General features: G+C 60.5%; 12 protein-coding genes. All 12 read right to left on the reverse strand.

Annotation, left to right across the window (positions count from 1 at the left end; all coding sequences use genetic code 11):
* Positions 1 to 26: 26 nt before the first annotated feature.
* The 12 genes from FMM72_RS01160 to FMM72_RS01215 all read right to left on the reverse strand — a co-directional run bounded on the left by FMM72_RS01160 (position 27) and on the right by FMM72_RS01215 (position 13,982).
* A complete protein-coding gene (locus tag FMM72_RS01160) occupies positions 27 to 2,963 on the reverse strand; it encodes a hypothetical protein (protein WP_162220335.1) in 2,937 nt (978 codons plus the stop codon).
* Positions 2,960 to 3,367 carry a GPW/gp25 family protein gene (locus FMM72_RS01165; protein ID WP_162220336.1) on the reverse strand — a complete coding sequence of 136 codons (408 nt, stop codon included), beginning with the start codon at positions 3,365 to 3,367 and terminating at the stop codon, positions 2,960 to 2,962. Before FMM72_RS01165 ends, FMM72_RS01160 begins: the two co-directional genes overlap by 4 nt.
* A gap of 34 nt (positions 3,368 to 3,401) precedes the next feature.
* Complete coding sequence (locus FMM72_RS01170) at positions 3,402 to 4,163, reverse strand: phage baseplate assembly protein V (protein WP_162220337.1); 762 nt, start codon at positions 4,161 to 4,163, stop codon at positions 3,402 to 3,404.
* Positions 4,160 to 5,296, reverse strand: coding sequence for a phage late control D family protein (locus FMM72_RS01175; RefSeq protein ID WP_160209138.1), 1,137 nt, complete (start codon positions 5,294 to 5,296; stop codon positions 4,160 to 4,162). Before FMM72_RS01175 ends, FMM72_RS01170 begins: the two co-directional genes overlap by 4 nt.
* A 30-nt stretch (positions 5,297 to 5,326) precedes the next feature.
* Positions 5,327 to 6,037: a LysM peptidoglycan-binding domain-containing protein gene (locus FMM72_RS01180; RefSeq protein WP_162220338.1), complete on the reverse strand. Its 711-nt coding sequence runs from the start codon at positions 6,035 to 6,037 to the stop codon at positions 5,327 to 5,329.
* 30 nt (positions 6,038 to 6,067) lie between these two features.
* Positions 6,068 to 9,823, reverse strand: a complete 3,756-nt coding sequence (locus FMM72_RS01185; protein ID WP_162220339.1) for a hypothetical protein — start codon at positions 9,821 to 9,823, stop codon at positions 6,068 to 6,070.
* Between the two features lie 140 nt (positions 9,824 to 9,963).
* Complete coding sequence (locus FMM72_RS01190; protein ID WP_162220340.1) at positions 9,964 to 10,392, reverse strand: phage tail protein; 429 nt, start codon at positions 10,390 to 10,392, stop codon at positions 9,964 to 9,966.
* A 25-nt stretch (positions 10,393 to 10,417) separates the two neighbouring features.
* Entirely contained in the window at positions 10,418 to 10,963 is a 546-nt protein-coding gene (locus FMM72_RS01195; protein ID WP_162220341.1) for a phage tail protein, read from the reverse strand.
* Positions 10,964 to 11,033: 70 nt separating this feature from the next.
* Positions 11,034 to 11,261: a DUF6760 family protein gene (locus FMM72_RS01200; RefSeq protein WP_160209143.1), complete on the reverse strand. Its 228-nt coding sequence runs from the start codon at positions 11,259 to 11,261 to the stop codon at positions 11,034 to 11,036.
* Complete coding sequence (locus tag FMM72_RS01205) at positions 11,216 to 11,575, reverse strand: hypothetical protein (protein WP_024729702.1); 360 nt, start codon at positions 11,573 to 11,575, stop codon at positions 11,216 to 11,218. The genes FMM72_RS01200 and FMM72_RS01205 overlap by 46 nt, the downstream gene beginning before the upstream one ends.
* A 76-nt stretch (positions 11,576 to 11,651) precedes the next feature.
* A complete protein-coding gene (locus FMM72_RS01210) occupies positions 11,652 to 12,140 on the reverse strand; it encodes a phage tail protein (protein WP_006874538.1) in 489 nt (162 codons plus the stop codon).
* A gap of 42 nt (positions 12,141 to 12,182) precedes the next feature.
* Positions 12,183 to 13,982 carry a phage tail sheath family protein gene (locus FMM72_RS01215; RefSeq protein WP_162220342.1) on the reverse strand — a complete coding sequence of 600 codons (1,800 nt, stop codon included), beginning with the start codon at positions 13,980 to 13,982 and terminating at the stop codon, positions 12,183 to 12,185.
* Between the last annotated feature and the right edge of the window lie 6 nt (positions 13,983 to 13,988).

The raw sequence follows: 13,988 nt of genomic DNA on the forward strand, positions 1-13,988 counted from the left end.
GTTTTTGGGGCCGTGAATATAGGTTCCTACATCCGGACCCTGTGGATTCCGCCCTGAACCACCGTAAACGGTACTGATACCGACCCATCCAGGCTGACAAGCCGGCGGCGGCCATCCTCATAATAATCGCCCTCCAAAAACACATCGCGCACCGCCGCCACATGCTCTACATACTTAAGCCTGCTGTAAAAATCAGCGGCGGCCGGCAGCTCCCCGATGCCGTGGATGAGGCCGCGTCCATCCGACGGTTCAAGCAGCAGACCGATTGCAGTGATTGCATCGCGCTCAACCTGCGCGGCATTGTCGAGATCGTCCGGTATCAGATGAACAGTGGCGTTCACCGTCATAACCACTGCCGGGATCACCGAAAGACGCGTCAGCGCCATGCAGTCGCAGCAATCCTCCAGCATCGCGCGGATCCGTCTGCACAGGCGCAGCACATAATCTCGGTTGCCGAAATCGCGCGCCATCACCACAACCGTGACAGCTCCCGGATCGGGCCGGCCGTCTACACCGGTATTTGAAAAGCACTTGACCTGCATCACTTCGCCGAACTGCTCGCCGATCAAATCCTCGTAATCGCGGGCGCAGATTGCCCGGTAGCGGTGGCGGATACGGCGCGGACCCAGGCGCTCGACCGCCTCCATCGTTTGCAAATCGCTGCCTCCGCAGGTAGGCGTTATATTTGTCACGCCGGTTATATAAGCAATCGAACCGACCATACCGCCAATCCGCCCCGCGGGCAGATTCCCACGGCTGCCTCCGCCTGACGAATACTGCACAAGGATGCTTTCCTCCCCGGCGGCCGGTACTTTGCCGCGCCGTCCGTCTCCAAAGGTGAGCCGCCCCCCGATCCGGTCGAGCTGATAAACACGGCTTTCCGGCCCGGTCCCCGAAAAGCTGTTGGTTTCTTCCCAGCGCACCCGCAAACGAATCAGCGCGCCCTCCTCGTCGTACTCGGGACGTATGGGCGTTTTGGGATCGCCCAGCAGGCGGTCGCGCTCCTGCTGTGACAGCTCGGGCAGCTCGTCCACCCAGACCTCGCAGGAGAGCACGGATTTGTGCGGCAGAACAATTTCGCGCCCGGCCTCATGGATGTCGGCCGCAAAGAGCTGGTCCAGTTCCCGGTGCGACTGTGTAATGCCCGCCACGTTGGTCAGAACGCGCGCCAAACGAGGCAGCGCCCCTTTACGCGCGCGGCGTTCCCCCAGGATGCGCAGAAAATATCCCTCGCGCCCAAACAGGCGGCCGCGGGCGGGCGGTTCGCCCAGATAGGCGCTCAAAATACCGCTGCCCGAAAGCCCGCCGGTCCGGTCGGCGGCGTTTATTTTTTGAAAGCCGTTCAAATAGAACGCCTGCACCTCCAGACTGTCAAGCCCTTCGCACTGGCCCTCCAGATCAAAAAACAGATTGACCGGATAGCCGCAGAACGGACGGTCAAAGCAAAGGTAAACAGCCGGCGGCGTCTGTTCCGGCTTTTGGAATGCATCCAGTGCGAGATTGTCCAGCCGGTGCGCGTTGGGTAGTCTTTGGCTTTCACAGTTGTTGTCCGCCCGCACATAATGGGCCGGCTGCATCTCGTCGTAGGCATATTGCAGCCGGACCCCCTGTACAAACGGAAGGAGCCGGTCGCCGGTCGTGCTGAAATTGTTTTCCACAAAACCCACGCGGGCGCGCAGCCAGTAGTTTTCCACCGCTCCCACAGCCACTGGCTCCATGTCTGCAGGACAGACGGCGCTAAGCTCCATCCGTCCCTCTCTGCGGCAGGCGAACGGGTTGGCGTCGCCCTCCACTAAAAGCCGTTTCCAGCCCGTGCCGTTCCAGTATTCCCAGATCACCTGTGAAATGTAGATTTCCGGCACCGATGCGAGCCGGTCGTTTTTATCAATGATATATTTTTTGTTGAATTCATACCGCTGATCCGGCGTCATCTGCTGCACGACTATGGTGCGCATCTCCAGCTCAATTTTCAGCCGCGCCCCGCGTTTGGAAAACACCTCGCCGCTGGCCAGATAAAAACAGTCATAGGGCACTGGCTCCCGCCCGAAACAGTAGCCGCCCAGCGCGCGGTCGATCGGCAGGTCGTTGTAAAAAAGTTCCTCCGCTTCGAGCGGGGCGCCCTCAAGCGGGCTTGTACGCAGCCGCGCCGCGCGCAGGCGAATCTCCGGCTGCGTCCCCTGCATCACGCAGCGGATACAGGCCGGGGCGTCCGCTTCTTCCGCCTCCATCGCACCGTAAGCGGCCTTTTGCAGCAAAATGCTTTTCTGCCGCGCCTGCACATGGTCAAAAGCGTTCCAGCGCGCGCCGTCATAATACTCCCATTTGGCGGATTCCGGCTGTGCGAGCTGCGCCGCGGCCTGCTCGCTCAAAAGCTCCACATCTGTATGCAGCTCCACCTCCACCAGGCACGGCGTGTGTAGTAAAAACAGATCCGGATGCCCCAGATAGAGGGTATGGCTTTGCAAATTGCGTTCGGGATGCGCCCCGAACAGCTCGGCCGCCTCGCTGGAAAGATCGTCGTACCATTCGATACAATCCGCCTGCGGCTGCACCAGAAACAGGCCGTTCAGCACGGCGGCCGACGCGTCGAAGCCGCTGTCGGTTTCATAGAGGATATCCTCCCCACTGCCGCTCTGTGCATAAAGCTGTGTGCCTTTCTCCACGCGTGCTCCGCGCGCGTCGGGCGCCTCCCAGGAAAAGCGCGCATATCCCATAGCCGGCGTGGCCGGGGTACGGCGGGTATCCAGCATATTCAGAAAATAAAGGAACTGCTTATATGGAATCCGGTTGTACCGGCAGATCGTCTCATAAAGCATACCGCCAAAGAGCTCGGCAAGCGCCGTCCCTGCGTCCGGCTGGTCAAAATCCAGGCGCCATTCGGGCGTATACCGGCGCGCCCGCGCGGCAATCTGGACGAGCAGATCCTCTTTGGTCCGGCTGTCGAGCACTGGAAACTGTTTCACGCTTCGACCCCCTCAAGCATATGGAACGGATAGACCAGATTGAAGTAGTTGTTGGTACTGCGGACCGTGTAGCTGATCTCCACCACAGCGGTTGTGTGATCTTTGCCCTCCATACGGGCAGCAACCTTCACATCCCGAATGCGCGGCTCGCAGCGGGTGAGCGCGCCCTCCAGCTCGCTGGAAACCGACAGCGCAAAGTCCTGGGCGTCCGATTCAAAAACGTAATCCGCCGCACGGGAACCGAACGACGGCCGCATGACCCGCTCGCCCCGATAGGTGCGCAGAATCAGACCGACCGATTGCTTGATATCCTCCTCATGGGAAACCATTGCAATCCGCCCTGTCCGCGGGTCTACCGCGATGGGAAAGCTCCATCCGCGGCCCAGAAAATCCCTGCTGTCCATAACCTTGCCCCCATCCTTCCCGATCTTCGGGATATCAGTTAATCTTGACCATCGAGCCTTTGAGATTCGCCAACCCGCTCGCCTGGAGCGTCAGTTGGCCGCTTGCCTTGATTTCACACTGGCCCGACGCTTCCATGCCGATCTGGGCGCTTTTCAGCTCCAGCTTTGTCTTGCCCTCGGCTGAAACCTTCCCGCCCGTTCCATCAAGCACAACGGTCGCGTTCGTTCCCGCCTTGAACGTAATTTTTTTCTCGGCCTGGATGGTGATCTCGCCGTTTTTCAAAGCAACCGTTATCCCGTTTTTGCCATCCTTGTCCGCAAAGGCAAGCGTCTCTCCTCCATCGTCAAGCACAAGGCTGCTGCCCTTTTTGGTGGTGATGCTGATTTTCTCCTTGTCCTTGGTGTCGTCCAAAAGAAGCTCCGCTCCCGACGGCGTCCTGATGCTGCGAATTTCGTTCTTGCCATCCTGATAGTGGTAAGGGCCGGCGGATTCCTTTGTCCAAACGCTGCCCAGCACAACCGGGCTGTGCAGGTCGCCGCCCAGAAAGCCAAGCACCACCACATCTCCCACATCCGGGAAAAAGGTCGCCCCATAGCTCTTGCCGCCCATAAAGTTCATGACCCAGGCCCAGTTTGTTTCCTTGACCTCGGGATTTTTTGTAAGCAGTTGACAGCGCACCCGGTCAAGCTTGTCCGGGTCCTGGGTGTTTGTGACCTTTGCCAGCGCCACCCCGGGGACGGCTGCGAGCTGTGTCATTTCACTGCGGTTCGCGTCAAGCTGGTCCAGAATGCTCAATTGGTGCGCGCCCCCTTCAATTCAAAGTCGGTGGTAAAGCCCTGTTCCGAATAACGGTGCACCACCCGCGAGATAAAATAAAGCCCGTTTGTATGCTTGTCCATACCACCGATTTTCAGATAGCGGCCGGGCACCAGCTCCGGCAGTCCGATACAGGAGCCGCGGCCGCTGACAAATTCCATCGACCGCTCGTTAAAAATGGCCTGCGCTACCCTTTTTAAGCCTGCGGCTGTAAACTCCAGCGGGTCCTGATAATCGAGCTGGCGCGTCTTGAGGGCCGGCATCATCGTAAGCGCCGTCTTGGAGCCTGTGCCGGAAATATCTGTCGCAGTGATTTCAGCCATCTCCGGGGCAAGCCCCACGCCCACGGAGCAGACCGTCACCTTGCCGATCTGACGGCTGCTGTCAAGCTCCTTTTCAAAGCTTTTAAGGTGCCTGCCATATTCCAGCGTCATCAGGGCGTCGGTTTTTTTATAAAGCTCCGTAAAAATTACCTGCCCATGGATAATCGCAAAGCAATATCCTGCGCGGCGCGCCAGATGTGTGATGAATTCACTGTCATCCATACCTGATTGAATCAACCGGATCTTATTTTGGCCGATCTTGCTGACCTTTCCCAGCTTGGCATAGCCGTTGACTGTGCACTGCTCCAACAGCTTCTGAATCACCGCGTCCTGATCCTCCTGCTCATAAGCCACCGATTTTTTGATATTGCGCAGCAGGACAGATGCGTCCATGGCCTCCACCGTGATGCTGATCCCCTCCGGGCTGTAGGTGTGGCGCACATGGACGATCAGCCCCACAAAGAGCGTGATCCGCGTGTTATATCCGCCGTTGACCTCGACCTTTTTCCCAACCTCCAGCTTGGCGAGCAAATCCCCAGTGAACGCGCTTTTATCCAGATCGAACTGGCCGGAAAGCTGAAAGGTACAGGAGCTGGCCTCGCTGCGCCGGGCGCCATCCCCGGCTCCGACCGGAATGTTGATCTCAATCGATTGCAGCTGGCACATCTGGCCGGCGAGCTTCACGCCTCCCACTAGGATTTCAAACGACGGGGCGGCGAAGCCCTTATATTTCTGTTCAAGCTGGTCATAGTCATAGCTGCTGCTTGTGCTGAATGTGATGGCCGCCATCCGCCGCCCTCCTTTGTCCGGCCGCGGCGTTTACAGCCACGCCGGTATTTTGATTACCTGTCCGGTTTTCAGCAGCCTTGGATTATCGATCCGGTTGACTCGGGCGATCTCGCGCCACAGCTCCGGATCGCCGTACTCCTGCGCTGCGATGGCGGTGAGGGTATCCCCCGCCTGTACGGTCCAATATTTTGTGCGGTCCGGCGAGTTGCGCGGCTCCCCCGTAAGCTGATCCTGCGGGGAAATATGTCGCTGGAATGTGACCTCCAGTCTGGCGCGCACAGGTTTGCCGGTAAAGGTGAACATCAAAAACTCCTGCCGCACCGAAACGACATACCCCTGAAACGAAAGCCCGCCCCATCGAAATTCCACCAGCGGCGGTGCATGCCGGTCACCCGCCACATCCATCAGCGCGTAAATCCGGCTCGTGTACTCAGTTACATTGATCTTCCCGACCTCGGGCAGCAGGCTGGTTGCCGCCAGCTTCACTGAATCGACGATGCTCCCGGCGCTCGAACCCGCTTCATATGTATCAAAAAACAGGTTCATGGTGAGCCGTTCGGCGCTGCCGTTGACAAACTGCGCAATGGGCAGGTCAAGCCCCTGGATCACATGCTCCGCGTAGTTCACCGTGCGTTCAATCACATATTCAGACGGATTGAACAGGACGGTGATGGGCGATTGCAGAAGGGTTGGCGGCGGGTCGATCTGATAGATTTTCGCCTTTTGCAGCAATAACGGCATATCTTGTTTTCACCTGCGCTTTTCTGTGTATTACAGCCCGAACCGTCTGCGTTCGGCGCTGATCCTGCTTTCCAGCTTCCGATAGATCTGATCCGCCATCCGGCTTAATTCCGCTTCGCTCACCTGCCCGGACTGCCGGACCACCTGCGTTTCCCGTATGGCCCGCACAGGTGTGTTGAGCGAACGCGGCCGTCCCGCCGCTTGAGAAGACAAGCGCCCTGCGGCGGCCATCCCACGCTCTTTATAAGCGATATCCGGCATCCTCAAGCGCGGCGGCACGCCGGCCGGCACAATGCCGCCCTCCTCACGTTCGCGCCGGGCCAGCTCGGCCCGTGCACGGAAAAAGGACTGCGCCTGCCGCGCCCGTTCGCCGGATGTCTGCGCGGGAAGCGGGCCGCCTGGCTGCGCTTCGGCCGCGCCCTGCCCTCCTGCGGGGAACGTCCCGCGCGGAGCATCCGACCAGCCGACCTTTTTCCAGTCCTGCCGTCCAACCGGCCTGGAGGAGCCTTCACCGAACCGCCCCAGATAGGCGGGCGGATTGAGCATCACAATTTCCGAGGGATTGAATACCTGGCGCATCGGTCCCTGACGGCCCGAGAGCGCCATTTCAAGCGACAACGGCGTCTGCTCCGCCCGCTGCTGTTCCAGTGTCAAAAGAGCGATCCGCCCCCGCCGTTCAATCGCTCCGGCCAGATCAGGGGTTTGCCCGGCAAGGCGCGCGGACATCCGCGCAGGCCCTCCCCGCGCCTGCATGAGCAGGCTGCGGTTTTGCCGCAGGCTGCGGCTGGCGTGCAGCTCATCCCAGCCGCGGTCTGCGGACTGCGCACGGCTCCCGTCTATGGCAGCCTGCGTCCGCCCGTCCCGGCGCTCACGCGCATCGGTTCTTATCACACGGCCGGCCGGCTGGCCGCCAAACGGCGGCCAATGCTCCCCGCCCAGCCGCGGGCCGCCGCCATCCGCCGCTTCCGGCGCATAAAGCACAAGCTCCGCTGCGGAAAATATGCGGCCATCCTCCCGGCTCGGCCCGGAAAGAAGCTCCATAAGCGTGGCGGGCGTCTGCGGCGCACGTCCGGCAAGCAGCGCGATACGTCGTGTGCCCGCCGTAGATTCCACAGTCGTTTCCTGTCCGGGCAGCGCGCCTTCCACAAGCTTTGTCAGACGTTCTGAAAGCCGGATGCGTACCGGCGCACGGCGCGTGTCCGGCAAAACCTTAGCGCCGGGCCGTTTATACGCGCGCCGCGCACTCCGGCTGTGCCCCCCTGCCACCGGAAGCCTTTGCGCCTCCGGCTCTAAACCTTCCGGTACATTCGTCAGGCGCTCCAGGCGTTTTGAAAGCAAACGATAAAACAACGCCGGCGGTTGCAGCCCGGACATCGTCCCTTCCGGCAAAAACGTGGTTGGCTGCACCCGTGCTTTCTCGGCAAGCAGAATGAGCGGTCCGGCGTCTGTGCCATTCGTCCACAGTGAAAACAGCCTGTCCCGGCTTTGCGCAAACCCGGCTTTGCGGCTTCCTGTCGCTGTCCGGGCAGTCGCCTGTGAATACCGGCTTGAAAACCAGCGCTTTTCAAGCCGGCCGGACGCGTTTGCGCCGGCGCTGTCTGTATATGTTCCATATCGATATCGAGCCAGCGGGGCTGCAAGGCCCGCCTCCCACGCAAAGAGCGCAGGGGCGATTTGTCCCGATGCGCTTTCCCCGAACGCCGGACGCCGCGGCCAGGGCATCCATTGCGCACGCGGCACATGCTGGTTCCCCCTATCCGCTCCGTGGCCAAAGAGGCCGCCGCATATTGGGCGCACCGGGCCGGGCGTTCTTCCCAGGCCGCTTAAAAGCCGCGTCAGCCCCATACGCAGCGCCTGTGCGGACCCGTTCAGGGAAACCGCATCGCGCGGCTCTCCTACAGCGGCGGGAGCATCCATCCAGGCCGGGGAAAACGCCTCCTCGCGGTCGATCAGCCACACCGGATCGCGTCCAGGACGCCATCCGTCCGACATACCGCTCTGCGGCCGCAAACCACTGCTGCCTGTCTTCTGACTGAACAGGGCGCGGCCCGCAATACCACAGTACGCCAACCGGCCGGTTAAAGACACGCCGCCTGTCGGGATGCCTTCGAATCCGGGGGGAATACCAGTGTCGTGAAAGCTCTTGCTGAAAGGACTGTCCAGTCCGGGCGTCAAAACAGCCGGAACCCGCATTCGCCCCCGAACGGCCGCCTGCGGGCCGCCGTCCGACTCAATCTGTTCAAAGGGCGGCGTTCCTGTTATATTACCCGACAGAACCGGCAGCGGCGCTTTCGCGCCGTATACGGCCCGGGGAAGCCGGCTTCGCACCCTCGAGCTTCCCCCCGCCGCTTTGAGCGGCGGCGCAGACAGGCGGCGGGGATTCGCATTCTGCGCAAACGCTGCTCCCCACCCGGCTTGCGGTAGAAAAACAGACGGATGGCGAACATGAGCGCCTGCCCTCTGCGCGGATTCCCCCGCCCGCCCCATCCGCAGGGGGGCGGGCGGCGGGCGATGGCCGTTTGCCGCCTGTATGAAAGCAGCCACATCCCGCCCGGAGGCTTTCGCCCATGCGGTTGATGGTCTCAGAAGCTTCGGGACGCAAGCCAGAAGCAGCCGTTGCAGCATCGCATACGGCCCCGTGGAAAAAAGCTTCCGGATATGCCTGCCGTCATCCGGCTGCATCGGCACGCCAGCCTGTGCCGGCAGGGCTCCCACTTGCTCGGGCTGTTCAAAAAGAAGCGTGGGATACCTCTGTCCATTTAAGCCGCCGGCGCGCGCCCATGCCGACCCAAAAGGCGCACTGCCGCGACCGGGATACAGCATCCCGCCCGGTAAGTTTTTCTGTGCTTCGGCGATACCAAAAAGACGCTCCAAAGATCCGCGGGCATTTTGAGGCGGCAGCGCCGCTGCGGACGCAGCGGCCAAAGTCCAAGACGGGAGCCTGCTTCCAGACACGCCGCCCATATCAGCCTCTCGATACAGCGCCGGCGCCGCGCCGCCAACCGTCATCCCCCCAGCCTGCCATTCCGGCCGCCAGGGCGCTGGAGCATCCATGCGGCCAGGACAGGCCAGGCCAGACCAATCGCCCGCCATATGGGGGCGCATTGGGCCAGCCGTTTTACGGTTCGCCTGTTCTTCCCCTGGCGCGGACTGCGCTGCATGGGAGGTTGTCCACACGGTCCGGATAGGCGTACACAGCAGACGATGCTGCGGTTCCTTCTTTTCCAACGACGCTTTTCTCTCATAAAGCAGCGCCCTGTCTGTTTCCATCGCGAAAGCGTGCGTCCATGCTGTTTTCCACAGCAGCGCGTGCGTGCGTCCGGACAGCCCGGCCGGCTGCCGCAGTGTCCGCGTCAGCGGCGGCGGATAGGCTGCACCGCTTATACGCCGACCGCTGAGTCCATCCGGAGACAAGGCACAGTCCGCCCGCGCGGCCCGGCGTTCCAAAAACTGCTCCATCCAGTGCAGATAAAACGCCGGCGGCTCATGGTCCGGACCATAAATCCGAAAGAGCATACGGATATGGACAGGCGGGAAGGGCTGGCTCTGTACTTGCTGTCCCGGCGTTTCCTGCGCGCCCTCCTCCAGATCAACCATGGAAAATCTTCGCCATCCGTCGGGGGCGCGCCGTACCGCCCGCTCGGCTATTCTGCATGCAAAATTGCCCGCACCCGCCGTCCGGAGCGTCCATCCAGCTTCCAGGCGGCCTGTCCGTGCGGTAAGCCGGCCGAAGCTCGGAGTGACCGCTCTGACGGCTGTATGCAATTTTCCGCTCAGGCATTTCATCGGTCTGTATCCTCCATGATGAAATAAGAGTACCCCGCCCATATTCCAATGTCTTTGGTCAACGGGCAGGGGAGGGGGACGCCTGTTAATAACCGCTGCGGCAAGCCCCCGGAGAGCAATGGAAGCCCTCAAAAAGGCTCTTAAAATAGCTGCAGCAGCCCGGTATGCATCAGCTCGATCCGGGAAACGGCAACCTGCCCCTCCAAAGCGTTGAGAATCGGGCCTTCATATTTGACCGGATACGCGCCGGTGATCGTCCAGCCGTGCATGGGAACGCCCTTTTCATTGCAAAGCTGGATCAGCCCCAAAACCGGAACCGTTGTGCCGAGTACGGCTGCGCGCATCCACAGCTCCATCTGGAAACTCGACATAATCCCACCCTCCAGGACGAGCCGCTGTGGGACAGTGTTGCGCCGGAAGAATAGCGGGCCGTCGTTGCGGCCGCCCTCCGCATAGGTTTCCATCTCAAATTCAAAACCGATACCCTGTACCGATGAAAAATTTCCGTCGAGATCCGCACCGATCGCCACATGGAAATAACAGTTTAGATTTTCATCAAACACACCCATACCGACCTTCCCCTTTCACATCGCTTCATCCGCCGGCCGGCGCGGCCAGATAGGAGAGAATGGAACCGATGCTCTTATCGGAGGTCCCGGTGGAATCGGGCGGGTCCAACCTGGTGAACCCTTCATGCGCAAGTTCCAACACTTCCAGAGCCACCTCGCTGGAAGCGGCGTTAAGGCCGGACACACGATAGGAAACCGGCCAGGCATTGACCAGCTCCCAACGCGGCCCGTCGTTGCCGGCGTCGTCCAGCAGGGTAATGGTCACCAGCCTGCGCTGGATTCCGGTCGGCCCGCTGGTGCCGTCCGCCGCCGCGGAATGCAGCCAGGCAAGCGTATCCAGCTCCCCGATGATTCCACGCGAAAGCCGCACGTTGCCATACCGTGTCAGCCCTGGAAGCTTCTGTACGGTTGGGCGGCTGGCATTTCCTGTGCGGTATTCCACCACGTCGACCGTGGCCTCCAGGCCGGACACCTCGGAAAAGGCGCCCGCTGTGATCGATTCGATCTCGACCTTGTATCGAAAGACGCGATATGGATGGGTTAAAATCTCGGTCGTTGCGCCAGATACCATCGTTCATTCCGCCGCGTCCCGCGGCAGCGCCTCCTCCCGTTGATTTTATAAGCCGTCTGAAAGCGGCCGTTCAGGCTTCAAATACATTTTTAGGAGTCCCGTTGAGCCGCTTGTTGATCTTGGAAAGCTCCGCGCACCACCGCCTGCGTTCCCGGTGGTCGAGGCTCATGACCTCATCGTGCCCCCAGTGCAGGTAATAGGCCAAAAACGCCATCTCCTCGTAGAGCCTGTCAGAGGGATACAGGACAAGCCCTACTCGATCAAAAAATCCAGCGGCAGCTCTATCTCCTCGCCGCATTTGGGACAGACCGCCTTGTAAACCGGCGTATCAGCCAGGTTGATCCTTTGATAGAGGTCCTGAAGATAGGCGATGTCCACCGTAAACAGGTTTTCGATCACCTTGGTGCTGATGGCGGGCAGTGTGCCCAGCTTTGTGATCACCCGCGAAAGCAGGATGATCGAAAGATATCCCCCGTTTTGCTGAACCCGCGGGTCGCGCAGCGGCAGGATTTCATCTGCCGCCGTGGCCAGACGCATAGTCCCGCTGCGATGGACCTCGCCGTTTTCATCCACATAGCCGCGCGGCAGCATAAATTCAAACGTCGTCTGCATAGTAACCTCCGGTATCATCATAAGCGCCCGCGCGCCGCCCTTTTAAGGCGGGCGCGGGCCGTCAGGATCTGATTGGTCAGACCGCGGAGGGCGTTCCGGCGTCACCGGAGCTTACCCTGGTGAGTCCCTCGTGGCAAATTTCGATCGACTCGATGGCCACCTCGCTGCCGAGAGCGTTTAAGTCGGGGATCGAGTAGCGGACCGGCCAGGCGTTGATGATGGTCCACTGCGGGCCGTCCGCGCCTGTATCGTCGATCAGCGTGACTGTGATATTCTTGCGCTCGACGCCGGTCGGCGGCGCCTGGTCGCTGGAGGCGACAGTATAAAGCCAGTCGAGCATCTCCATGTCGCCGACAACGCCCCATTTAAAGGTGATGTTGCCGTATTTGGTCAGTCCGGGCAGCTTGCGCGGGGTGTTGCGCAAATCGTCGCCCTCCCGGTATTCCACCACGTCTACATTGAGGTCAAAGCCGGAAACCTCGCTGAAGCCGCCGCGGGCGATACCGTCAATCTCGACGGTGTATCGGAACGTTCTGTATGGGTACCTGATGGTTGAGTCAGCCATAGTTGCCTATCCTTTCTATCAGATTCACATCCACTGCCGTGATCAGCCAGCGGATTCGACCGTATGCTGCGTGATGCGGAAGATCACAAATTCGGCGGGCCTGACCGGCGCAATGCCGATGTTGCAGATCAGCCGGCCGTTATCAATATCGTCCTGAGTCATGGTACTGCGGCCGATATTGACAAAGAACGCCTCGCCCGGCGAGGCGCCGGCCAGCGCACCTGAGCGCCACATGGAGGAGAGGAACAGCTCGATTGTGCGCTGCACGCGGCTCCAGAGGGCTTCGCTGTTCGGTTCAAAGACCACCCAGTTGGTGTTCGCCTTGAGCGATTCCTCCACAAAGATAAAGAGGCGGCGGACGTTGATGTATTTCCACAGCGGGTTGGACGAGGCGGTACGCGCGCCCCAGACGCGGATACCGCGCCCGGTAAAGCTGCGGATCAGGTTGACGCCCTGCGGATTCAGGATATCCTGCTCGCCCTCATTATATGGGCAGGAAAGCCCTGTGCAGCCCCGGACAACCTCGTTCGCGGGGGCCTTCTGGACGCCGCGTTCCGTATCGGTGCGGGCGTAGATGCCGACCATCGCGCCGGAGGGCGGCATATAGGAGCTTTTGCGCGCCAGCGGGTCAAATACCTCGAGCCACGGATGATAGAGCGCCGCATAGCTGGTATCGAACATGTTGCGATGGTCGAGCACATCGCCGACCTTCTTCTTATCCAGCGGGATGTCGAGAACCGCAAAGCGGCTCTTTGTGTTCTCACAGTGCGCAACCAGCGCAAGCTGAACGTCGGAATCGGTGACGCCCGGAACCGCCATGATGCTGACCTGTGCGTTCTCCAAAAACGCCTGGATGCCGGTGCGCTTGCCAGGCCCGTTGTCCGAACCCATATAGTCAGACGCCTTGGTTCCTTCAATATTGCCGTCGCTGCCGCCAAAGAAACCAAGCGAGAGGCTTTCGCCCACGCCGCCGACCGCCTTATACGGCGGCATCACGCCCGCAGTTTTTGCCGCCGGGACCAAGGCCGGAGCTTTATCGTCTTTCTTGTCGTCCTTTTTCTCCGCGGAGGCCGGGGCAGCGGCGGGCTGTGCCGGAACCTTGCCCACCTCGACGGTGACAAGTTCGGATTTCTGCATACGGGCTGCGATGTAGCTTGACGCAGACTCATTGAGTGAAACGTTCAGATATGTTTCCTCGGCGTCCTCAAAGCGGACCGAGACATTGAATTCACAAGTCTTGATGACCTTTTTCGGCAACAGGTTGGTATCGACAATATCGCAGCCGATCGGCTCCTCAAAGGAGAGCACACCGTCGATGGCCGACTTGACCCTGTTGTGGGAGAGCGTTCTGCCGTCGTAAAATTCAACGACATCGCCGGCCGTAAAGCCATCGCAGCTCTTGACGCGCACGCTGCGGTCGTCGATCGCCTCAAGCGCCTGCGTCTTGGCCTTGCTGGCTGGGGTGACGATCACGCGCAGGCGGTCGCCCCATTCGCCGGGATTAGCGGCTGTGAACTTTAAAACCGCAGAGCCGCTGGTGGCGCTGCACTTCGCCCCCTGCGGCACAACGCGCATGATAAACGCACGGGAACCGCCATTGAGGAAAAACTGCTCCACCGCATAGGGCAGAAAGCGGTAATCGCCGTACTTCGCCTCGGACAAGTAGGAGCCATACATCCGCTGGTAATCGGCGAAATTGGTCACAAGCTGCGGACGCCCGATCACGGGTCCGCGCTCCGCCATTCCAATAAAGCCGGCTGTGCTGGTGCTGACCCCTTCCATTGGGACCGCACCGGATTCAACTTCCTCGACATAGACGCCCGGTGATAAGTATTCTGCCATAACAAC

Origin of the sequence: Anaerotruncus colihominis (assembly GCF_010206195.1) — a bacterium.
GTDB lineage: Bacteria > Bacillota > Clostridia > Oscillospirales > Ruminococcaceae > Anaerotruncus > Anaerotruncus colihominis_A.